This is a genomic window from Hymenobacter aquaticus (assembly GCF_004765605.1).
GTDB lineage: Bacteria > Bacteroidota > Bacteroidia > Cytophagales > Hymenobacteraceae > Hymenobacter > Hymenobacter aquaticus.
In genome coordinates this window covers 114,666-135,805 of the sequence record NZ_SRLC01000002.1, presented here as the reverse complement: position 1 = coordinate 135,805, position 21,140 = coordinate 114,666, and the positions used below count along the sequence as shown (strand labels likewise).

At 65.7% G+C, this 21,140-nt stretch carries 14 protein-coding genes; 4 read left to right on the top strand and 10 right to left on the bottom strand.

Annotated features, from left to right (window positions below; all coding sequences use genetic code 11):
- Nucleotides 1-25: 25 nt before the first annotated feature.
- On the top strand, nt 26-2,131 hold the full coding sequence (locus E5K00_RS13540; RefSeq protein WP_135463860.1) for a tetratricopeptide repeat-containing sensor histidine kinase: 2,106 nt from the start codon (nt 26-28) through the stop codon (nt 2,129-2,131).
- 5 nt (nt 2,132-2,136) lie between these two features.
- On the opposite strand, the gene E5K00_RS13535 is transcribed toward E5K00_RS13540, so the two are convergent.
- A complete protein-coding gene (locus tag E5K00_RS13535; protein ID WP_135463859.1) occupies nt 2,137-2,658 on the bottom strand; it encodes a GNAT family N-acetyltransferase in 522 nt (173 codons plus the stop codon).
- Nucleotides 2,659-2,722: 64 nt separating this feature from the next.
- Here E5K00_RS13535 and E5K00_RS13530 point away from each other — a divergent pair, with 64 nt between their 5' ends.
- Together E5K00_RS13530 and E5K00_RS13525 are read left to right on the top strand one after the other, a co-directional pair.
- Nucleotides 2,723-3,685 carry an ABC transporter ATP-binding protein gene (locus tag E5K00_RS13530; RefSeq protein WP_135463858.1) on the top strand — a complete coding sequence of 321 codons (963 nt, stop codon included), beginning with the start codon at nt 2,723-2,725 and terminating at the stop codon, nt 3,683-3,685.
- The gene (locus E5K00_RS13525) at nt 3,673-5,241 is read left to right on the top strand and encodes an ABC transporter permease/substrate-binding protein (protein WP_135463857.1); all 1,569 of its coding nucleotides are present in this window, start codon (nt 3,673-3,675) and stop codon (nt 5,239-5,241) included. Before E5K00_RS13530 ends, E5K00_RS13525 begins: the two co-directional genes overlap by 13 nt.
- On the opposite strand, the gene E5K00_RS13520 is transcribed toward E5K00_RS13525, so the two are convergent.
- From E5K00_RS13520 to E5K00_RS22845, 4 genes are read right to left on the bottom strand one after another with little or no spacing between them, the layout of a single operon-like run.
- Nucleotides 5,229-6,500: an ATP-binding response regulator gene (locus tag E5K00_RS13520; protein ID WP_135463856.1), complete on the bottom strand. Its 1,272-nt coding sequence runs from the start codon at nt 6,498-6,500 to the stop codon at nt 5,229-5,231. The genes E5K00_RS13525 and E5K00_RS13520 overlap by 13 nt on opposite strands.
- Nucleotides 6,501-6,512: 12 nt before the next feature.
- Entirely contained in the window at nt 6,513-6,959 is a 447-nt protein-coding gene (locus E5K00_RS13515) for a response regulator (protein WP_135463855.1), read from the bottom strand.
- On the bottom strand, nt 6,960-9,275 hold the full coding sequence (locus E5K00_RS13510) for an ATP-binding protein (protein WP_167856884.1): 2,316 nt from the start codon (nt 9,273-9,275) through the stop codon (nt 6,960-6,962).
- Nucleotides 9,257-9,823, bottom strand: a complete 567-nt coding sequence (locus E5K00_RS22845; RefSeq protein ID WP_167856883.1) for a biliverdin-producing heme oxygenase — start codon at nt 9,821-9,823, stop codon at nt 9,257-9,259. The genes E5K00_RS13510 and E5K00_RS22845 overlap by 19 nt, the downstream gene beginning before the upstream one ends.
- Nucleotides 9,824-10,015: 192 nt before the next feature.
- Here E5K00_RS22845 and E5K00_RS13505 point away from each other — a divergent pair, with 192 nt between their 5' ends.
- Nucleotides 10,016-12,208, top strand: coding sequence for a TonB-dependent receptor (locus tag E5K00_RS13505; protein ID WP_135463853.1), 2,193 nt, complete (start codon nt 10,016-10,018; stop codon nt 12,206-12,208).
- 264 nt (nt 12,209-12,472) lie between these two features.
- On the opposite strand, the gene E5K00_RS13500 is transcribed toward E5K00_RS13505, so the two are convergent.
- From E5K00_RS13500 to E5K00_RS13480, 5 genes are all read right to left on the bottom strand, one after another.
- Complete coding sequence (locus tag E5K00_RS13500; protein WP_135463852.1) at nt 12,473-13,336, bottom strand: AraC family transcriptional regulator; 864 nt, start codon at nt 13,334-13,336, stop codon at nt 12,473-12,475.
- Nucleotides 13,337-13,513: 177 nt separating this feature from the next.
- On the bottom strand, nt 13,514-13,951 hold the full coding sequence (locus E5K00_RS13495) for a DUF983 domain-containing protein (protein ID WP_245328294.1): 438 nt from the start codon (nt 13,949-13,951) through the stop codon (nt 13,514-13,516).
- Nucleotides 13,952-14,166: 215 nt separating this feature from the next.
- Nucleotides 14,167-15,354 (bottom strand): MFS transporter, encoded by a 1,188-nt coding sequence (locus tag E5K00_RS13490; RefSeq protein WP_135463851.1) that lies wholly within the window; start codon nt 15,352-15,354, stop codon nt 14,167-14,169.
- 152 nt (nt 15,355-15,506) lie between these two features.
- Nucleotides 15,507-16,691 (bottom strand): efflux RND transporter periplasmic adaptor subunit, encoded by a 1,185-nt coding sequence (locus E5K00_RS13485; RefSeq protein ID WP_167856882.1) that lies wholly within the window; start codon nt 16,689-16,691, stop codon nt 15,507-15,509.
- A 26-nt stretch (nt 16,692-16,717) separates the two neighbouring features.
- Nucleotides 16,718-21,091 carry a CusA/CzcA family heavy metal efflux RND transporter gene (locus E5K00_RS13480; protein WP_135463849.1) on the bottom strand — a complete coding sequence of 1,458 codons (4,374 nt, stop codon included), beginning with the start codon at nt 21,089-21,091 and terminating at the stop codon, nt 16,718-16,720.
- Between the last annotated feature and the right edge of the window lie 49 nt (nt 21,092-21,140).

Sequence of the window (21,140 nt, the reverse complement as noted above, 5' to 3'; positions counted from 1 at the left end):
GAATGGTTGTTGCTTACTTTTATGCATGCGGAAACTATTTCCCGTGCTATTTCTATGCTACTGCGCTTTGTCGGGCTCCGGGCTGCGGGCGCAAAGTCCGCAGACGCGGCCCCTGCGCGCGGCGCTGGCCACGGCCAAAGCCGACACGACGCGGGTGCTGCTGCTGGCCGATCTGAGCGCCACCTACCGCTACTCCCGCTTCGACTCGGTGCAGTGGTACGCGGGGCAGGGCCTGGCGCTGGCCCGGCAGATTGGCTACCCCAAGGGCGAAGGGCGCTGCCTTTCCCGCCTGGGCATTCTGATGGGTGAGCGGGGCAATCTGCCCCAGGCCCTGCGCATCGACCTGCAAGCTTTGCAGCTGCACACCAGCAGCCACGACCGGGAAGGCATGGCCCGCACCCTCAACCAGATCGGCCTGCTCTACCACTCACTGGAAGACTACCGGCCGGCCCTGGCTTACTTTTTCCGGGCCCGCCGCCTCTACCAGCAGCCCGGCATCGGCGACGACTCCCAGCTGATCAGCGTGCTGACCAACCTGGGGGCCAGCTACGAAGGCCGGGGCCAGCTCGACTCGGCCGAATACTTTCTGAACCAGGCCTATACGCTGACGCGCAACTCGCGCACGGTCAATCAGAGCTGCTGGGGCAACCCCCTGCCCTACGTGCTGCGCGAGCTGGGCCTGCTGCACGCCTCCCGGGGCCAAACGGCCGAGGCCCTGACCTACTACCGGCGCAGCGCCCAGACCGCTTTTCCCGAGCACGACCTGCGCAGCGCCTGCCGGGCCTACCAGTACATGGCCGAGCTTTACCAGCGCGAGCACAGCACCGACTCCAGCATCTACTACGCCCGCAAGTCGTTGAGTATTGGTCAGACGCTGCCGTTCGTCATTGGCATCGTGCACAACAGCCGCCTGCTCACCAATGCTTTCGAGGCCCGGCGCCAGCCCGACAGCATCCTGAAATACATGCGCGTGATGCTGCAGGCCGAAGACAGCCTGTATAACCCCCAGCGCATCAAGCAGGTCGACGCCATTGGCTTTGCCGAACAGCAGCGCCTGCGCGAGCTGGAGGAAGAGCGGAGCCAGTTTGAAACCCGCACCCGGCTCTACATCCTCACCTTCGTGCTGGGCAGCCTGCTGGTGCTGGCCCTGGTACTGTGGCGCAACAACCACCTGCACCACCGGGCCAACACCCGGCTTTCCACTCTAAACCAGGAAATAACCCAGCAGAAGCAGGAAATAACCCAGCAGCGCGACACGCTGGGCCGCATGCTGCACGAGCTTAAAACCACCCAGAGCCAGCTGGTGCTGCGCGAGAAAATGGCGTCGTTGGGCGAGCTGATGGCCGGCGTGGCCCAGGAGATTCAGACGCCGGTGGGCAACATCAAGAACCTGGCCGGCATCAGCGCCGACCTTATCGAGGAGCTGCGCCGGGAGCTGGCCCGGCTGGGCCTGGACACCGACGAAACCAACAACGCGCTGGACAACCTACAGGTGCTCAGCGAGTATCAGCGCAAGATCGTGCGCTCGGGCCAGCGGGCGGCCTCCATCGTGAGCGGCATGCTGGAATACTCGCGCAACAGCCCCGGCCCCCACCAGCTCACCGACGTCAACGCCTTCGTGGAGGACTACCTGCGCCTGACCTACCACGACGTGCGGGCCAAGAACCGCAACTTCTACGCCGCCCTGCTACCCACCCTCGACCCGGCCGTGGGCAACCTCTCCATCATCCGCCACGACCTGGGCCGGGTGCTCGTCAGCCTCTACACCACCGCGTTTGCCTCCGTGCTCCAGCGCCAGCAGCTCAAGCAGGAAGGCTACGTGCCGCAGGTAGCCGTGAGCACCAAAGCGGCCCCCGGCCACATCGAAATCCGGGTGCACGACAACGGGGTGGGCATTCCCGAAAAGCTGCGGCCCACGCTGTTCGAGCGGTTTGCCACCCCGCCCACCCCCGGCGAAGGCACCAGCCTGAGTTTGGCCCTGAGCTACGACCTGATAACCAAAGGCCACGGCGGCACCCTCACGGTCGACACCCGGGAGGGCGAGTTTACCGAGTTCGTCATAACCCTGCCCCTTGCGGGCACGCCCGAGCCCAGCCTGCCGCCCGACCTGGAGCCCCGGCCGGGCTTGTAGCGCGGCTACAGCGGCTTTTCCAGCACCAGCAGCGTCAGGGGCTGGCGCGGAATGCCGAAGCGCGGGTCGGTGGGGAAGGGTACGGTTTCGCCGGTGCGCTGGTAGCCCTGCCGCTCGTACCAGGCCAGCAGCTCGTGCCGCACCGCTATTACCGTGATTTTCATGCGGGTGCAGCCCAGCTCCCGGGCGTGGGCGTGGGCGGCTTCCAGCAACAACCGGCCGATGCCACCGCCCTGCCGGGTGGGCCGCACCGAGAGCATGCCCAGGTACATAGCCTCGGCCTGCAACTGCAAATACACCGAGCCCACCAGCTCGCCGGCCTCGGTGCGGCCCATCAGCAGCACGGCCCCGGGGGCTTGCAGCATCTCGGCCAGGGCATCGGCGTCGATGCGGGGGCCGTCGAGCAGGTGGGCTTCCGTGGTCCAGCCCTGCCTTGAGGTTTCGCCCCGGTACACGCTGTTGACGAAGGAAACCAGCTCGGGAATATCGGCGGCCGTGGCGGGAACGGTGGTCAGGGTCGGGTTCATAGCACAAAAGTATACCTTGGCGGTTGTTGAGCCGATACCTTTCGTTTCCCGCTTTCCCCGCCGCATGCCCGACTCTGTTCTGCCCGCCATCCGCGTTGCGCACGCCCACAAGCGCTACGGTGCCCACGCGGTGGTGCAGGATGTCTCCTTTGCCCTGGCTCCCGGCGAAACGCTGGTGCTGCTCGGCCCCAGCGGCTGCGGCAAAACCACCCTGCTCAAGCTGCTCAACCGCCTCGTGGAGCCCGACGCGGGCACTATCGAAGTGAATGGGCAGGACGTGCGCCGGCAGCCGCCCGCGGTGCTGCGCCGGGGCATGGGCTACGTCATTCAGCAGGTAGGATTGCTGCCCCACTACACCGTGGCCGAGAATATTGCGGTGGTACCCCGGCTGCTGGGCCACTCTCCGGACTCTATTATCGACCGTACCACGGCCCTGCTGAACCGCCTGCATCTGCCCCCGGAGCGCTACGCCAATCAGTACCCGCACCAGCTTTCGGGCGGGCAGCAGCAGCGCGTGGGCCTGGCCCGGGCCCTGGCCGCCGACCCGCCCATCGTGCTGCTCGATGAGCCGTTCGGGGCCCTCGACCCCATCACTAGGGCCAGCATCCGCCGGGAGTTTCGGGAGCTGGAGGAGCTGCGCCGCAAAACGGTGGTGCTCGTGACGCACGACGTCACCGAAGCCTTCGAGCTGGCCGACCGGATTTTGCTGCTCAACGCCGGCCAGGTGCAGCAGCTGGGCACCCCGCGGGAGCTGCTGCTTCAGCCCGCCAACGACTTCGTCCGCCAGTTCTTTGCCGCCGAAAGACTAGCGTTGCAGCTGCGCACCCTCACTCTGGTCGACGTGGCCCCCTTTCTACCAGAAAGCCAACCCGCTGAGTCGGCTCAAACCACCATTCAGGAAGTACTGGAGCACCTGACCCTGGCCGGCCAGCCCCGCGCGGCGCGCCCCTATTCATTCGACCTGGCCCAGCTGATGGCTGCCTTCGGGCAGGCCCTGCAACGAGAAGAAACCGCATGGAAACGCTAACCGAGCTGCTCACCTTCTGGCAAACCCAGGCCGGCAAGCTCGGCGAGCAAACCTTGCAGCACATTGGCCTCACGGCGGCCTCGCTGCTGCTGGCGGTGCTGCTGGGCCTGCCCCTGGGCCTATGGCTCAGCCGCCGCCCCCGCTGGGCCCCGGCCGTGCTGGGCGTGGCCGGCGCGCTGCAAACCGTGCCCAGCATTGCCCTGCTCGGCTTCCTGATTCCGCTGCTGGGTATTGGGCCCCGGCCCGCCATTTTCGCGCTGTTTCTCTACTCGCTGCTGCCCATCATCCGCAACACGCTGGCCGGTATTCAGGGCGTGAGCCCGGCGGTGGTGGAAGCCGCCCGGGGCCTGGGCCTGACCGACGGGCAGGTGCTGCGCCGCGTGGAGCTGCCGCTGGCGCTGCCGGTCGTGTTTGCCGGCATCCGCACGGCGACGGTCATCAATGTGGGGGTGGCGACCCTGGCGGCCTACGTGGCGGCCGGTGGTCTGGGCGAGTTCATCTTCGGCGGCATTGCCCTGAACAACCCGGTGATGATTCTGGCCGGAGCCCTACCCGCCGCCGCCCTGGCGCTGGGCTTCGACGCGGCCCTGGCGGGCTTGCAGCGCCTGAGCGCCCGGCGCTTAATACGCGTGGGTGCCGGGCTTTTGGTGTTGCTGCCGCTGCTGGGTGGCCTGTACTTGCTGCCCCGCGCTACGGGCAAGCTGCTGGCCGGTTTCAGCCCCGAGTTCGTGGGCCGGGCCGATGGGCTGCCGGGCCTGAAAACCGCGTACCGGCTGCGCCGCCTGCCCAGCGTGGTGCTGGCCCCGGCCCTGGTGTATGAAGCCGCCCGCCACCAGGATGTCGACCTGATTGACGGCTATTCCACCGACGGCCGCATCCGGGCCTACGACCTGCGGGTGCTGCGCGACGACCGGCGCGTGTTTCCGCCCTACTACGCGGCCCCGGTGGTGCGGCCGGCCCTGCTGCGGCAACACCCCGAGCTGACGGCGGTGCTGGCCCAGCTGGCCGGGCAGATTTCCGACTCGGTGATGACCAACCTGAACTACCGCGTCGACTACCTGCACCAGGAGCCGCGGGCCGTAGCCCACGCCTTTCTGCGCCGGCGCGGCTTGTGGCGGCAGCCCCGGCCGGCCGCGCCGGGGGCGGCAGTGGTGCGGCTGGGCTCCAAGATTTTTGCCGAGCAGTATATCCTGCTGGAAATGTATGCCGCCCTGATTCGGGGTAACACCAACCTGGCGGTGGAAACCAAGACCGGGCTGGGCGGCACCACCATCTGCTTCGAAGCCCTGCGCACCGGCGCCATCGACCTGTACCCGGAGTACACCGGCACCGGCCTGCTGGTGCTGCTGCAGCCCTCGGCGGCGGTGCTCGACTCGCTGGGTGGCCGGCCGCCGGCCGTGTTCGGCTACGTGCAGCGGGAGTTTCGGCGGCGCTACGGGCTGGAGTGGCTGGCCCCGCTGGGTTTCAACAACACCTACGCCCTGCTCATGCGGCAGCAGCAGGCCCGGCAGCTGGGCATCACCTCCATTTCGCAGCTGAGCCGCTACTTGCGTTGAGTAAGGACCAGCGGGGAGGATCTGCCAGCCTGGTTTAGAAAGATCCGGAACGTGGTTCCCTCGCCCAGGGTGCTTTCGACCTCGATGTGGCCCCCCTGCGCCTGCACCAGGCGGTTAACCAGAAACAAGCCCACGCCGGTGCCTTCCCCGGCCTCGGGGTGGAAGCGCCGAAACAGGTGAAACAGCTCCGCGCCGTTCCGCTCCAGGTCGATGCCCAGGCCGTTGTCCTGCACTTCCAGCACCGCCTGGTTGTCGGCCAGGCGGCTGCGCAGCGTGATGCGCGGGGGCCGCTCGGGCTGCCGGTATTTCACGGCGTTGGCCAGCAGGTTCAGCAGAATCGTGCGCAGACTGGTGCGCACGGCCACTACTTCCGGCAGCTGGTCGAAGCAGGTGCGCACGGTGCCCTGGGCGCTGAGCAGCTGGGGGCGCAGGGTCTGGAGCACGTCGGCGGTGAGGTCGGCCAGCAGCACGGGCTCGGTGTTTTCCTCGCCCGGGGCCCGGTCGACCTGCACCACGGCCGACAGATCGGTGACGGTCGTGGTCAGGTCGCGCAACGATTCGTCGACCAGGCGCAGCACCTGGGCTTCCTCGGGGTCGTCGAAGGTGGCGGTGCGGCGCAGCTCATCAAACAGGCCCCGCAGGTTGTTGATGGGCTGCTTCAAATCGTGGGACGCGGCGTACACGAAGTTGTCCAGGTCGCGGTTGGTGCGGGCCAGCTCCTTGTTGCGGGCCTCCACTTCCTGGTTGGCCGCCAGCAGCTGGGCGTTGGTTTGCTGCACCTGCTGGCGGGCTTCGGTAAGCTCGTCCAGCGACTCGCGCAGCTGCTGGTTCACGGTTTGGAGCTGCCCGTGGTAGCGGCCCACGTACTGGCGCCACTCGTTTTTCTCAATGGCGTGCAGCACCGTTTTGCACAGCAGCTCCTGGTCGAAGCGGCCTTTGACCAAGTAGTCGAGGGCGCCGTTGTTGAGGGCGCGCACGGCCAGCTCCTCGCTGCCGCCGCCCGTAATCATGACCACGCACAGGGCATCGGGCGGGCTCAGCGCCCGCAGATCCTGCAGCAGGGTCAGTCCGTCGGTGTCGAGCAGGTTGTGGTCGAGCAGCACGCAGTCGGGTCGCACGCGCCGGAACTGCGCAATACCCTCCTCGCCGGAAGTCGCTTCGAATATCTCCAGCCGCTCGTGCCCTATCTGCTTGCCCAGGAAGCGCCGGCACAACATCCGGTCATGCTCGTTGTCGTCAACGAGAAGGATTTTTTTCACGCGCGCCAGAACCTAATTCGTCAAGGGTAATTCCGAGGTATTGAGCCAGTAGCGCACCAGCAGCCGGGTTTTTTCTTCCAGGGCGGCGTACTCAATCGGCTTGGTCAGGTAGCTGTTGGCCCCCAGCCGGTAGCAGTCCTCAATGTCGCGGTTGTTGGTGGACGTGCTGAAGATAATCACCGGAATGGACTGCAACCGGGCGTCGCGCTTCAGGGTTTCGAGCACGGTGCGGCCGTCGGTGCCGGGCAGGTTCAGGTCGAGCAGCACGAAGGCGGGCAGCTGCTGGGGCCAGTTGGCGTGCTTGCCATAGCCCAGCAGATACTCCAGGGCCTGGTCGCCGTCTTCGCAGCGCAGCAGCTGGTTGGGCAGGGCATGCTTGCGGAAGGCTCGGCCCAGCGCCGTGAAGTCTTCCACGCTGTCTTCCACTACCAGAATGGGCTTGTGAGTTGAGACTATCACTTAGAGGTGCTTAGAGATGGAGAAATAGAACGTGGCCCCTTGCCCCAGCGCAGAGTCAACCCACAGTTCGCCGTCCTGCTTTTCAACCATTTTGCGGGCAATGGCCAGGCCCGCGCCCGTACCACCGCCGTACTTGTCCTGGGCGTGCAGGCGCTTGAAAATCTTGAAGATGGCTTCGTGGTGGCGCGGCTCGATACCGATGCCATCATCTTGAACGTAAAACACGTAAAAATCGTCGGGACTGCCGCTGCCTTTCGGCCCCAGCACGCCGGCCGGGGCCAGTCCCACGCGAATTTGCTTTTCGGCGTGGTTGCTGTAGCGCATGGCGTTGGTGAGCAGGTTGTGAAACACTTCCCGCACCCGCACCAGGTCGCAGCGGAAGGTGGGCAGCGCGCCCACGATGGTTACGTGGGTGCCGGTTTGCTCGAAGCGCGGGTGCAGCAGGTCCACGATTTCCTCCACCAACTCCTGCACGTTGGTTTCCTGCACCGTCAGGTCCTGGCGGCCCACGCGGCTGAGCTGCAGCAAAGACTCAATCAGGGACTCCATGCGCTGGCTCAGGCGCACCAGGGTTTGGAGGCGGCCCACGCCTTCCGAGTCGAGCTTGTCGGCGTAGTCTTCGAGCAGGAATAAGCTGTAGTTGTGAATGCCGCGCAGGGGCTCCTTCAAATCGTGGGAGGCCACGTAGGCAAAGGAGTCCAGCTCGGAGTTGCTGCGCTCCAGCTCCGAGTTCAGGCGCGCCAGGCTGACGGCCCGGGTCTGGAGCTCGTTGAACACCTTCAGGCGCACATCCGAGAGGTGCAGGCGAATTTCCTTGGCCGCCGCCACTTCCATCGGCAGCCAGGGCGCCGAGGTGTTGACCACCGTCTGGGCCCAGGCCTCAAACGACTGGCGGGGCGAGAGTTTGAGCTGCCCGTCCTGCAACACTTCGGCCTTCTGGGTTTTGCCGGCCCAGGTCACGGTCTGAATCTGCTCGGGCCGGAACCAGATGATGTAGTCGCCGGATTCCTGGGCCAGGGAAATGGCAATAAAGCCGCTGGCCACCCCGCGAATAGCCAGGCCCTCGGGGTTGTGCTTCACGTAGGAATCGGTGTAGAACACGTCGTCCCGCACGTTTTCCTTCAGCCACTGAATCAGCTCCCGGATCTGCTCCTGGGTGGGCGTGATGCCCAGGGTAATAATGTCGCCCTCGAAGCAGATGGCTGACCCGCCGCAGCTGAAGGCGTCGCGGATGGTGGGCATACGCTGGTAGAGGCCTTCCACGAAGTTGCTGTGCTGCCCCACCAGCTCAAAAATCCGCACCTGGGTGTCGCGGATGTGCAGGCGGTAGGCCTGCTCGTCCTGCTGCTGCTTGGTTTTGAGCAGGGCCGAGAAAGTTTTGCCCAGAAACAGGCACAGCTCGCGCAGCTCATAGCTGACCAGGCGCGGAGTCATGTGGTGGCAGGTAATCAGGCCCCAGAGCACGCCTTCCTGGATGACGGAAATAGTCATGGTAGCCGCCACGCCCATGTTGCGCATGTATTCCAGATGAATCGGCGACACGCTGCGCAGCACGGCGTAGGTCATGTCGGGCGGGCGCTGGGCCTTCGGGTGCAGCACCGGCACGAGCTTGGCCGGCTCGTAGCTGACGTTGGGAATAAAGCGGAGCCAGTTTTTGAGGTACATGGCCCGGGCCTGCTGCGGAATGTCGGTGGCGGGATAGTGCAGGCCCATGAAGGGCTCCAGGTCGGCGCGCTTGGCTTCGGCCACCACTTCGCCGCTGGCATCTTCCACAAACTTGTACATCAGCACCCGGTCGAAGCCGGTGATGTCGCGCACCTGATCCACGGCCAGCTGGCAGAACTCGGCCACGGAGGAGGCGCCCAGCATCTGGCCCAAAGCCAGGTTCAGCGAGGGCAAATCCACGGCGCTGACCGCCGTTTCGGCCACGGGCTCAAACTCCAGCCACAGCAGCTCGTCGTGGCGGTGCAGAATAATCTTGTAGAACGGCTGCCCGGCCACCAACCCCAGGCGGGCCCCCAGCAGCTTGGCCGTTTCGGTCAGGGTGGGCAGCAGGGCTTCTACTTCCGCAACAGTAGCCGCGTCCAGTACCTTGTCCAGGCCCTGGCCCACCAAATCTTCGGCCGCTATACCAATGAGGACCAGCGTGTTTTCGCTGGCGTGCACCACGCGCCGGGTTTCGGGGCTCAGGCACAGCAGAAAGCCGTAGGGCTGCACCGAGCCGGGAATGTGAATCGGCTCCCGGTCGCAGTTGGTGAGGGTAACGGGGGCATTCAGCAGGCTCTCGTCGCTGTAGATTACGGTTTCTCGATCCACGCGTGCAGGGTTTGAAAGGTAGAAGCGGCCGAGGCCACGATTTCGGCTTGGTTGTCGTCGGTAGTGGCCGCGGCCAGCAGCTGGCAGAAGCTTTTCCAGAGCGGGCCGGTCTGCTCCCCATTGCCAGTGAAGTAGGCGCGGCCCGCAATTCCCGCGTTGGCCAGCTGCCGGGCCAGCACCTGCCCACCCAGCGTGGAGCCTTCCAGTACGTACATCGAGCCCAACAGTTGGGGCCAGGTGTCGAGCTTGGGCAGGGCCGCGCACAACGGCAACTCGGTGGCGGCCACGCCCAAATCGGCCGGAATCAGGTGGGCCCGCTGCCGCTGCCCCACGTGCCACTCGGGGCCCAGCGGCTGCTGGCGCAGGCGGGCTTCGTAGGGCACCAGAAAACCGTAGAGCTTGGCCAGAAACCGGTGCGTAATGCCCGTGGTGATGCGGCCGTCCCGGATGGCCTGGTTGAACTCGTTCTGTTCCAGCGCATCGTGGTAGGGCCGGGTTTCGGCGCGCAACTGTTGCAGAATGGCCGGATGGGGAAGCGTAGGCGGCATACGGGACGGTCGGGGTAAGACAGGTAAAGATAAAGGAACAACAACGGTTTTTTTGCCCCGCCGAGTTCAATCAGAACATAGGTCTTCCTGAATAAAAGGCAACAGCGTCGGCGGGGTTCCCGGGTTGGGGCCCCAGACAATCTTCAGATTCATTGCCATTTTTTGTGCCTTGGTTTGCTTCTACCCTGCTTTATGCGCCTTCTTCTCACGAGTTTTCTGCTGCTGCTCAGCCTGGCGGCCCAGGCCCAGGCCGACCTGCGGGCGGTGGTGCTCGACAGCCTGACGCGCCAGCCCCTGGCCGGTACCACGGCCGTGGTACCGGCGGCCCGCACCGGCGGCGCGGCCGATGCCGCCGGCCACGTAGTGCTGCGCAACCTGCCGGCGGGCAGCACCACGGTGGTATTCTCGCTGCTGGGCTACCAGCCCCGGCGGCTGCGGCTGGTGCTGCCCCAGCCGGCCGGCGCCGAGCGGCTGGTGCTGCTGGCCCCGGCCCCGGCCGAGCTGGGCGAAGTCGTGGTGACCAGTACCCGCACCAACTCCCGCATCGAGGACCTGCCGACCCGTATCGAAGTCATTGGCTCCGAGGAAGTTCAGGAAGAAGGCGGCCTCAAGCCCGGTAACATTGCCAGCCTGCTCGGCGACGTGGCCGGCATTCAGGTGCAGCCCACCTCGGCTACCACCGGCAACGCCGACCTGCGGATTCAGGGCCTGTCGGGCAAGTACACCCAGCTGCTGCGCGACGGGGTGCCGCTGTTCGGGGGCTACGCGGGCAGCTTCGGCATCCTGCAGATTCCGCCCCTCGATTTACGGCAGGTGGAGCTCATCAAGGGCGCTTCCAGCACGCTCTACGGGGGCGGGGCCATTGCCGGCATGATTAACCTCGTGTCGCGGGAGCCCCAGCGCAGCGGGCCCGAGCGCACGGTGCTGGTCAACCAGAGCACCCTGCGGGAAACCAACCTCCACGGCTTTGCCTCGGGCCGCTCCGAGCGGCTGGGCTACACGTTTTTTGCCGGCGGCACCCGGCAGCAGGCCGTCGACGTGAACCAGGACGATTTCTCCGACCTGCCCCGCCTGCGCGGCCTCACCCTGCACCCGCGGCTGTTCTACTACCCCAGCCCGAGCCAGAAGCTCATCGTGGGCTACACCGGCACCTACGAGCAGCGCCGCGGCGGCGACATGCAGGTGCTCGACGGCCAGCCCGACGCCCAGCACCAGTTTTTCATCGACAACACCAGCTGGCGGCACACCGGCGAGGTGCGCTACGACTACACCCGCGCCAGCGGCAACCAGCTCACGCTCAAGGGCAGCCTGAGCGACTTCCGGCGCACGGCCCGCACCAACACCACCGGCCTCGACGCCCGCCAGCTTTCCTACTACTCCGAGGCCAGCCAGCTGCTGCTCTGGGCCCACCACACGCTGGTAGCGGGGCTGAACGTCACGGGCGAAAGTTTCCGGCCCCGCCACCCCGAGCAGCTCCAACTGCGCGCCTACGACTACGTGACGCCGGGCGTGTTCGTGCAGGACGACTGGAAGCCGACTTCCTTGCTGACGCTGCAAACCGGCCTGCGCCTCGACCACCACAACCAGTACGGCACCTTCGTGCTGCCCCGGGCCAGCGCCCTGCTGCAGTTCAGCCCGGCCTTGTCGTCGCGCATTGGGGGCGGGCTGGGCTACAAGGCACCGTCGTTTTTTGCCAACGAGCTAGACGAGCGGGACTTTGCCCACGTGCTGCCGTTCGCCGGCGCGGTGCGGGCCGAACAGTCGGCCGGGGCCAACGCCGACGTGAACTTCCAGACCACCAGCGGCACGGGCGAAGACTCGTTTGTGCTGACCATCAACCAGTCGTTTTTCCTGACCCGCATTGCCCACCCGCTGCTCGTCAGCCAGGACGCGGCCACCGGCCTGATCAGCTTTTTCAACGCCCCGACGCCTTTCCTGACCCAGGGCTCGGAAACGTACGTGCGCTTCAAGCAGGACGAGACGGAGCTGTACCTGGGCTACGTGTTTACCGATGCCCGCCGCCAGCACGACACGCCCAACCCCTACCTGAGCTTGATTGCCCGGCACAAAGTAGCGGGCGTGGGCACCCTGGAGCTGGGCCAGCACTGGCGCCTGGGGGCCGAGGCCAGCTACGTGGGCCGGCAGTACCTCGACGACGGCACCCGCACGCCCGGCTACTTCATTACGGCCGCCATGCTGCGCTACGGTACCGGCCCGGTGGCCTTCGTGCTCAACGGCGAAAACCTGCTCGACTACCGCCAGACCCGCCGCGAGGCCGTGGTGCTCAGCGACGCCCAGGGCCGCTTTACCAACCCCGCGTTCCGCCAGCTCTGGGCCCCGCTCGAAGGCCGGGTGCTGAACCTGTCGATGACGCTGAAGCTGTAACGACCAGCCCAGCCCGTCATTCCGAGCATTCTGCGCATCAAGCAGAGTCCGAGGAATCTTGCCGGCTGTCGCGGTAATCAGTGCGGCTATGCTTCGATGTCTTTTCAGGCGGGATGATGCAGACGGGGCGAACTTAGGATGTCGGACGCAGGTGAGTCGGAATGCTACCTGGGGTTTGTAGCATTCCCAAAGAATTTAATTTTCAATGCTACAGAACTGTAGCATTCCGCTCCCGCCCGTTTTTGAATGCTACAAAACCACCCGTTAGTGCTTGTGCCGAAAAGCCTCCGGCGTCTGGCCCACGTACTTTTTAAAGTAGCGCGCAAAGTAGGAAGCCTCCTCAAAGCCCAGCGCATCCGCCACCTGGGCCACCGACTGCGCCGAGTGCGTGAGCTGACGCTTGGCCTCGGCCACTACCCGCTCGTGAATCAGGTCACTGGCAGTTTTGTTGAGGATGCGGCGGCAGATGGCGTTGAGGTGGTTGGCCGTCAGGGCCAGGCTTGCGGCGTAGAAGCGCACCGATTTCTCGGTTCGGAAATGCTCGTCGAGCAGCAGGCCAAACGCGCGCACCTGTTGCAGACCGTAGGCCGACGGTGCCCCGGCCACGGCCCGCGGATAGGCCCGGGTAGCCAGCTCCAGCACCAGATACACGTAGGCACCCACCACTTCGGCGCGGTTGGGCGCCGCCGTTTTCTCCTCCCCGTACATTCGCTCGAACAGCGGCAGAATGTCGGTTTCGGCCGGGGGCAGCTGGATTACCGGCGGGAAGGCCGGGTGGAAGAACGGGTATTCGGCCAGGCGGCTGGCCGGGTAGTATTGCAGGTAGAACTCGGCGGTAAAGAATAGAATAAACCCCTGCGCGTCGGCCGACAGTGCCCAGGAGTGAGCCTGACCCGGGGCCAGGAAAAACAGGCTGCCAGGTTGCAGCTCGTAGGTAATCTGGTCGATGGTGTGGGTGCCCTGGCCCTGGGTGACGCAGAGCAGCAGGTAGAAATCGTGGGCGTGAGGCTCCCGCACGTGCGGAAACTGGCGCACGTGGGCGGCGAGCTGCTGAACGTAGTACCAATGATTGGTGCCGGCCGGCGCAAACGAATGGATGGCCAGAACGGGCAGGGCGGGAGTTTTCATGCGGCGGCAAACCCGGCCACCGGAGCCGCGCCTGCCGCCGCAAGCTACGCGGATTGCGCAGCAACACGAAGCGGGGCGGCCCGCCGCCGCAAGAAAGCCGGCCCCTGCGCGACAAACAGCTTGCCTTACTCAAGCAAGAAGCCCCGCCGCCAGGCTTCACTGACGGCGGGGCTTCGCTTATAAAGGAGCCGGGGCGTTGGCCCGTTTCGGCGGGTCTGTTTCGCCGGACAGCCGCCGCAGGTTGGGGTCGTACTTAATGCCGCCGAACAGGTAGAGCATGATGGCCCGGGAGTAGCGCAGCGTGGCCGGGGCCGTGACCAGCACCAAACCCGTGACCAGCAGCACGTAGACCCACACCGAAGGGTTATTGAACAGGTAGTAGGCCACCACGCCGCCGATGGCAAACCAGGCCACCGAAAAGGCGTAGCTCACGAACATGGCTCCCCAGTAGAAGCCCGGCTCGGGCTCGTAGGCCACGCCGCAGACCGGGCACCGCTCGGGCATCACGGCGTATTTGGTGAGCTTATAGGCCGGATACGAAAACAGCGGCCCCTGGTGGCAGCGGGGGCAGCGCAAGTCGAGCAAGGCCAGGGCAGACGAATCAATCGGTTTCATAGCGGTGGAAGTCCAGTGGTAGATAACACGGCAAAATTACCCGCGGCACACCGGCCAAAGAAGACACAAAAGCGAGTATCTACCGCACAAATCAACGCCGGAGCGCCGGGGCAGCGCCTGTTTTTCTTCTACGGGAATCCGGGAAAAGCCTCCACCCGGCCGGCCGAAAAAAGCCGGCCGCCGGCCTACCTTCCGACGCAGCCCGGCCTTTTCCCCTAGCCGGCCACGACCTGGGCCACCGGCGCGGGCTGCGCCTGGCTGGCTTTCAGCCGGATCAGGGCCAGGGCAAAGCCGGCGCCGGCCAGGGCCATGCCCACGCCCACCAGGGCCGGCGAGGTGTAGCCGTAGCCGGCCGCAATGGGCAGCCCGCCCAGGAAAGCCCCCAGGGCGTTGCCGATGTTGAAGGCCGCCTGCGTGACGGACGCGCCCAGGGTTTCGGCTCCTTTCGAGGCGTGAATCATCATGATCTGGATGGGGGCGGCCACGGCCAGGGAGCAGCCGCCGGCCACGAAGGTCATCAGCACCGACAGCAGCCGGCTTTCGGCCACGAAGTAGATACCCAGCAGCGTGGCGGCCATCGTCAGCAGCAGCACCAGGCAGGCGTTGAGCGGACTGAGCTTATCGGCCAGCTTGCCGCCGGCCACGTTGCCGACCACCATGCCCAGGCCGGCCACCATCAGCATGTAGGGCACCTGCTCGGGCGCGAAGCCGGATACGTCGGTGAGCAATGGGGCAATGTAGCTGATCCAGCAGAACAGGCCGCCGGTGCCAATGGCCGTGAGCAGCACGATCAGCCAGGTTTCCAGCTTGTTGAAGGCCGCCAGCTGCGACTTGACGGAGCCGTTCTGCTCGGCTTCCAGGGCCGGCAGCACCAGTTGCACGGCCAGCACCGTCAGCAGCCCGATCAGGCCCACGCCGGCCAGGGTGTAGCGCCAGGAGTAGTGGTGGCCGACGTAGGTACCGATGGGCACCATGAGCAGGTTGGCCACCGTGAGGCCGGCAAACATGATGGAAATGGCCTGGGCCTGCTTGCCCTGCGCGGCCAGCCGGCTGGCCACCACCGAGCCCACCCCGAAAAAGGCCCCGTGCGGCAAGCCCGACAACAGCCGGGTGATGAACAGCACGGTGTTATTCGGCGCGAAGGCCGACAGCGTGTTGAACCCCGCAAAGAGCAGCATCAGCAGCATCAGCATTTTTTTGGGCGGCACGCCCCCGCCCACCACGGCCAGCAGCGGCGCCCCGATGACCACGCCCAGCGCGTAGCCCGAAATAACGTAGCCCGCCTGCGGAATCGTGACCCGGAACTCGGCGGCAATGTTGGGCAGCAGCCCCATCATCACAAACTCGGTGGTACCAATGGCCAGCCCACCCAGGGCCAGCGGCAATAATTTCGTTTTTCCCATCTGCGCGCGAAGGCAATACTGAACAAAAAAAAGCCGTCCGCCCGGCTAAGGAGCCGGGCGGAAACGGTAAACCAGGTGGGATATAGCGGAAGAAGGAACGGAGGCCCGGCCGCCGATGGCAGCCCAGGCCGGAGCAACAGGCCGCGCGGGGCTTATTCTTCCTGCTGCTGGCCTTTGCTCAGCTCAGCTTCCAGAAAATACGCCCCGCGCCGCACCAGCTGCGTGGTATCGGGCAGCTCGTCGAGGGGCCGGATGGCCACGTCGCCGCTCTGCACCGGGCCCGTCTGAACGCGGTAACGCCGGAAGTGGTTTCCGGTCTTGCCCACGCGGGCAAAAATATAGCTCAGCTCCCCGGCCTGAATGACGGCCTCCTCGGGCAGGGTGGGCTGCCGGGCCCCGCCGGTCTGAATCTGGGCCGCCACGTACTGGCCGGGCAGCACCGGGGCCTTGTTGTCGTCGAGGTGGGCGTGCACGTTCACGGTGCGGGCCTCGCCGTCGAAGTCCTGGCCAATGAGGTAGATGTGGGCCGAAAACTCCTGCTGCACCGCGCTGCTGGGCACTTTGAACAGGATTTTCTGGTTTTTGCGCAGCCGGGCAATGTCCTTCTCAAACACCTTGAGCTCCAGGTGCAGATCGGCGTGATTCAGGATTTCGACCAGCACGTCCTGGGGGTTGGCGTACTGCCCGGGGTTGATGTTGACGGCCTTCACGAAGCCGCTGAGCGGGGTGGTCAGGGCCACGTTGGGCGTCAGGGACGAGGCCTTCAATCGTTCCGGCACCAGGCCCAGCAGGCGCAGCTGCCCGGCCAGGGCCCGCTCGGTGGCCTGCTCGGTGGCGTAGTCGGCCTGGGCCTGCTGGAGCTTGCGCTTGGCGCCCACGTCCTCGGCATCCAGGGTTTGCTGGCGCTGCAATTCCTGGCTCAGAAACTTCAGCCGGGCCCGGGCCTGCAAATATTCCTGCTGGAGCCGCAGGTAGTCGGGGTGGCGCAGGATGGCCACTACCTCGCCCTTTTTCACCTGCTGGCCGGGCAGCACGTCGACCCGCTGCACGTAGCCGCCCATCACGGGACTGATGGACACCCGGTTCTGGGGCGGCACGTCGACCACGCCGTTGGCCAGCACGTTGGTGGTCATGTTCTTGTGGGTGAAGCCCCCGATTTCGATGCCGGCCGCCGCCAGCTGGGCCGCGCTGATGGTCACCTGGTCGGGCGAAGCCGGGGCGGCGGGAGCTTCAGCGGCCGGCGGGGCCGTTTTGGCGGCCTGGCTGTCGGACTGGCAGGAGCTGAATCCAACGCTACTAAGGAGTAGTGCCCAGGAGGCAACTGAAAAACGATTCATGCGGAAAAGCGAAGAGGAAGCTGCCATTATTCGGTAGCGGTAAGAGTTTGAAGGGCAATAACCAGCTCGTTGTAGTCCCGGGCCTGGTTGAGGTAGGCTTGCTGGATCTGCCAGGCGGGCTCGGTATTCACCACGTAGGTCACATAGTCGATGTCGCCGGCCCGGAAGCTTTTTTCGGCGGTGGTCAGAATCAGGCGGGCCTGGGGCAGGGCCGTTTGCTCGTAGTAGCTGAGCGACGCCCGGCCCCGGAGCAGCTGCTGGCGCAGGGCCGCCACCTGCCCGTTCAGCTGGGCCGTGGCGTAGGCCAGCTCGGAGGCGGCCACCTGCTCGCCGAGCTGGGCGGCGGCAATGCGGGCTTTCTGCACTCCGCCCAGCAAGGGCACCGACACGCCCACCTGCCCCACCTGAAAGCCCCGCTCGGTGTTAATGGTCTGGGTGAAGTAGCCGGCCCGCACCTCGGGCAGGCGGCGCAGCTTTTCCACCCGGGTTTGCTGCTGACTGGCCGCCACCTGCTGCTGCAAGCCGGCCAGCGTGGGGTTGGCCTCGGGCGCGAGCAGCACGGTGTCGGCGGCCGTGAGCGGCACCACCAGGCTGGTCGTGGTATCAATACTGATGGGGCCGCCGGCGTTGAGCAGCACGCCCAGCTGCTGGCGCTGCACCTGCACGGTGGTGCGCAGCGTGGCCAGCTGGTTGCGCAGCTCCTGGGCCCGGGCCTCGGCCGATACCTGCTCCAGGCGGTTGGTTTCGCCGGTGCGGTAGCGGATGCTGGCGGCCCGGGCGGCGCGGCGGTAGAGGCTGTCCTGGCGGCGCAGCAAGGCCAGGCGGCGGTAGTCGGCGAGGAGCTGGTAGTAGGCGCCGCGAATGGCCTGCGTCACCTGCCGCCGCTGGCTGCGGGCCCGCTGCTCGGCCGTCAGCACCTGGGTTTCGAGCAGCTTGCGCTGGGCAGCATACACCTGGGGCAGGGCGCTTTGCTGCACCACGTTCAGGCTTTGGTCGCGCAGCGGGCCCGAAATCTGGCCAAACTGGTAATCCACGGCGGTGCGGGGCACGTCGTAGCCGGTGCGGGTGAGGGCGCGCTGGCGCTGGGTTTCCAGGGTAGCCGTTTGCAGCAGCAGGCTTTGCTGCGTACCCAGCTGGAGCGCCTGGCTGAGCGTGAGCGGGGTGGCGGGCGGCTGATTTTGGGCCGCCGCGCCCCCCGAAATCAGCAGGGAGCCACCCAGCACCAGCAGCATCGCCGGCAGCCGGCCGGCCGAGGCCAAACGGCTGGGCTCGTGTTCGGGCGCGTCGTCGGTGGGGCTGGGCTCCCCGTCTTTGGTAAACAGGGTGTAGAGCACCGGCAGCACCACCAGCGTGAGCAGCGTGGCCGAAATCAGTCCGCCGATAACCACCGTAGCCAGCGGCTTCTGCACCTCCGCCCCCGCCGACGACGACAAGGCCATCGGCAGAAAGCCCAGGGAAGCCACCGCCGCCGTGAGCAGCACCGGCCGGAACCGCTCGGAGGTGGCGTGCAGCACCCGCTGCCGCACGGCCCGCACCCCGGTGGCGGCAAAGTCGTTAATACTGGCGACCAGCACGATACCATTGAGCACGGCCACGCCAAACAAGGCAATGAAGCCCACGCCGGCCGAGATGCTGAAGGGCATGTCGCGCAGCCACAGGGCCAGAATGCCGCCAATGGCCGCCAGCGGAATACCGGTAAAAATCAGGGCCGCCTGCTTTACCGAGCGAAACGACAGGTAGAGCAGCAGGAAAATCAGCAGCAGCGCCACCGGCACGGCCACCTGCAGGCGCGACTTGGCCTGGAGTAGGTTTTCGAACTGCCCGCCGTAGGCCACGGTGTAGCCCGGCGGCAGTTTCAGGTGGGTGTTGAGCTGCTGCTGAATGTCGGCCACCAGGCTTTCCACGTCGCGGTTGCGCACGTTCACCCCGATGTTGATGCGCCGCCGGGCATCGTCGCGCGAGACCTGCATGGGCGCGTTGCGGAAGGCCACGGTAGCCACTTCGCCCAGCGGAATCTTCTGGCCGCCGGGCAAGTCCACGTAGAGGCTGCGCAAGTCACTGATACTGCGGCGGTTCAGCGAGTCGAGGCGAAGCACCAGGTCGTAGCGCCGCTCGCCTTCGTAGACCTGGCCCGCTACGTCGCCGGCGAAGGAAGCCCGCAGCAGGGTGTTCAGATCGGCCACGTTTAGGCCGTAGCGGGCCATTTTCTGCCGGTCGTAAGTCACACGCAGTTGGGGCAGGCCCACAATCTGCTCGACCTTCAAATCACCCACGCCCGCCAGGGGCCGGATCAGGGTAGCGGCCTGGTTGGCCTTTTCGTAGAGCAGGGCCAGGTCGTCGCCGTAAATCTTGATGCTGATGTCGGACTTCACGCCCGAAATCAGCTCGTTGAAGCGCATCTGAATGGGCTGCTGAAACTCCAGCGTAACGCCCGGAATACCGGCCAGGGCCGCTTGCATCTTGCCGGCCAGCTCTTCCCGGGAATGGGCCGAAGTCCACTGCTTCTGGTCTTTGAGCACCACAATCTGGTCGGAATCTTCCAGCGACATCGGGTCGGTGGGAATTTCCGAGGTGCCGATTTTGCCCACTACCTGCTCGATTTCGGGGAAGTTGCGGAGCAGAATCTGCTGCACCTTGGTGGTGGTGGCAATGCTCTGGCTGAGCGAGGAGCCGGGCTTGAGCGTCACGTTCACGGCAAAGTCGCCCTCGTCGAGCTGGGGCACAAACTCGCCGCCCATGCGCAGGAAAATCACCACGCTCAGGGCCAGCAGCGCCAGGGCCCCGCCCGCCACGGTGCGCCGCCACTGCAAAGCCGCCGTAATCAGGGGCCGGTAGCCGCGGTACAGAAACTTCATCAGCCGGTCGGCGAAGGTGCCTTCCTCCTTGATGTCTTTGCGCAGCGCCCAGGCCGACACGGCCGGCACGTAGGTCAGGCACAAGAGCATAGCCCCGATAATGGCGAAGCTCACCGTCAGGGCCATGGGCCGGAACATCTTGCCCTCGATGCCGGTCAGGGCCAGGATGGGGAAGTACACAATCAGGATGATGAGCTGCCCGAACAAGGCGGAGCGCATCATGCGGGTGGCAGCGGCTTCGGCCACGTGGTCCATCGTTTCGATTTCGGCCTGCCGCCGGTGGTGCACGAGGTGGAAAATCATGGCTTCCACGATAATCACGGCCCCGTCCACAATCAGCCCGAAGTCCAGCGCGCCCAGGCTCATCAGGTTGGCCGACACGCCGAAGGTGCGCATCAGGCCCAGGGCAAACAGCATGCACAACGGTATCATGGAAGCCACCACCAGGCCGGCGCGCAGGTTGCCCAGCAGCACGAGCAGCACCACGATGACGATAACGCCGCCCTCGACCAGGTTGCTGGTCACGGTGTGAATGGCCTTGTCGATGAGCTTGGTGCGGTCCAGAAACGGCGCGATGACCAGGCCCTTGGGCAGCGTGGCCTGAATCTCGGCCACCCGGGCCTTGACGCCCTTGATGGTTTGCTCGGAGCTGGCGCCCTTGAGCATCAGCACGATACCACCCACGGTTTCACCTTGGCCGTTGCGGGTCATGGCCCCGTAGCGCATGGCCTGCCCAAAGCCGACCCGGGCCACGTCGCGCACCAGCACGGGCAGCCCCTGGGTGTGCTTCACCACGATGTTGCCCACGTCGTCGAGGCTGCTGACCCGGCCTTCGCCCCGGATAAAGTAGGCGTTGGGCCCTTGTTCCAGGTAGGAGCCGCCGGTGTTGGCGTTGTTGGCCTGCAAGGCCGCAAACAGCTCGGCCAGCGACACGCCCGCCGCGTTCAGCCGCTCGGGGTTTACGCTCACCTCGTACTGGCGCACGGCCCCACCAAAGCTGCTCACCTCCACCACGCCCGGCACGCTGGCCAGCTGCCGCTTCACAATCCAGTCCTGCACCTCGCGCAGCTTGGTCAGGGAAAACTGCTTCTCATAGCCGGGCTCCGTGCGGATGGAATACTGGAAAATCTCGCCCAGGCCGGTGGTAATCGGGGCCATTTCGGGGTGGCCGGCATCAGGGCTCAGGCTGCTTTCGGCGGCTTTGAGCTTTTCGGCCACCAGCTGCCGGGTCAGGTAAGTATCGGCTTCGTCGCCGAACACGACGGTAATAACCGAGAGGCCGAAGCGCGAGGTCGAGCGGATTTCCTGCACGCCGGGCACGGTGCGCAGCTGCTGCTCCAGGGGCACCGTGAGCAACTGCTCCACCTCCTGGGCGGCCAGGGCCGGGCTCTGGGTAATGACCTGCACCTGGTTGTTGGTGATGTCGGGAATGGCGTCGAGGGGCAGGTGGGCGGCCGAGTAGCCGCCCCAGGCAATAAGGCCCAGCACCAGCAGGGCCACGAAAAGCTTGTTGCGGATGCTGGCCGCAATAATCCTGGTAAGCATAAGCAAGGGGATGTTACTCCTTCGCCCGGCCCGCCGCCCGAAATCCGGC

Excerpts from the sequence above, each read along its gene's own strand:
- E5K00_RS13540 (WP_135463860.1), top strand. The coding sequence starts at position 26 with ATGCGGAAACTATTTCCCGTGCTATTTCTATGCTACTGCGCTTTGTCG.
- E5K00_RS13535 (WP_135463859.1), bottom strand. The coding sequence starts at position 2,658 with ATGAACCCGACCCTGACCACCGTTCCCGCCACGGCCGCCGATATTCCC.
- E5K00_RS13530 (WP_135463858.1), top strand. The coding sequence starts at position 2,723 with ATGCCCGACTCTGTTCTGCCCGCCATCCGCGTTGCGCACGCCCACAAG.
- E5K00_RS13525 (WP_135463857.1), top strand. The coding sequence starts at position 3,673 with ATGGAAACGCTAACCGAGCTGCTCACCTTCTGGCAAACCCAGGCCGGC.
- E5K00_RS22845 (WP_167856883.1), bottom strand. The coding sequence starts at position 9,823 with ATGCCGCCTACGCTTCCCCATCCGGCCATTCTGCAACAGTTGCGCGCC.
- E5K00_RS13505 (WP_135463853.1), top strand. The coding sequence starts at position 10,016 with ATGCGCCTTCTTCTCACGAGTTTTCTGCTGCTGCTCAGCCTGGCGGCC.
- E5K00_RS13500 (WP_135463852.1), bottom strand. The coding sequence starts at position 13,336 with ATGAAAACTCCCGCCCTGCCCGTTCTGGCCATCCATTCGTTTGCGCCG.
- E5K00_RS13495 (WP_245328294.1), bottom strand. The coding sequence starts at position 13,951 with ATGAAACCGATTGATTCGTCTGCCCTGGCCTTGCTCGACTTGCGCTGC.
- E5K00_RS13490 (WP_135463851.1), bottom strand. The coding sequence starts at position 15,354 with ATGGGAAAAACGAAATTATTGCCGCTGGCCCTGGGTGGGCTGGCCATT.
- E5K00_RS13485 (WP_167856882.1), bottom strand. The coding sequence starts at position 16,691 with ATGAATCGTTTTTCAGTTGCCTCCTGGGCACTACTCCTTAGTAGCGTT.
- E5K00_RS13480 (WP_135463849.1), bottom strand. The coding sequence starts at position 21,091 with ATGCTTACCAGGATTATTGCGGCCAGCATCCGCAACAAGCTTTTCGTG.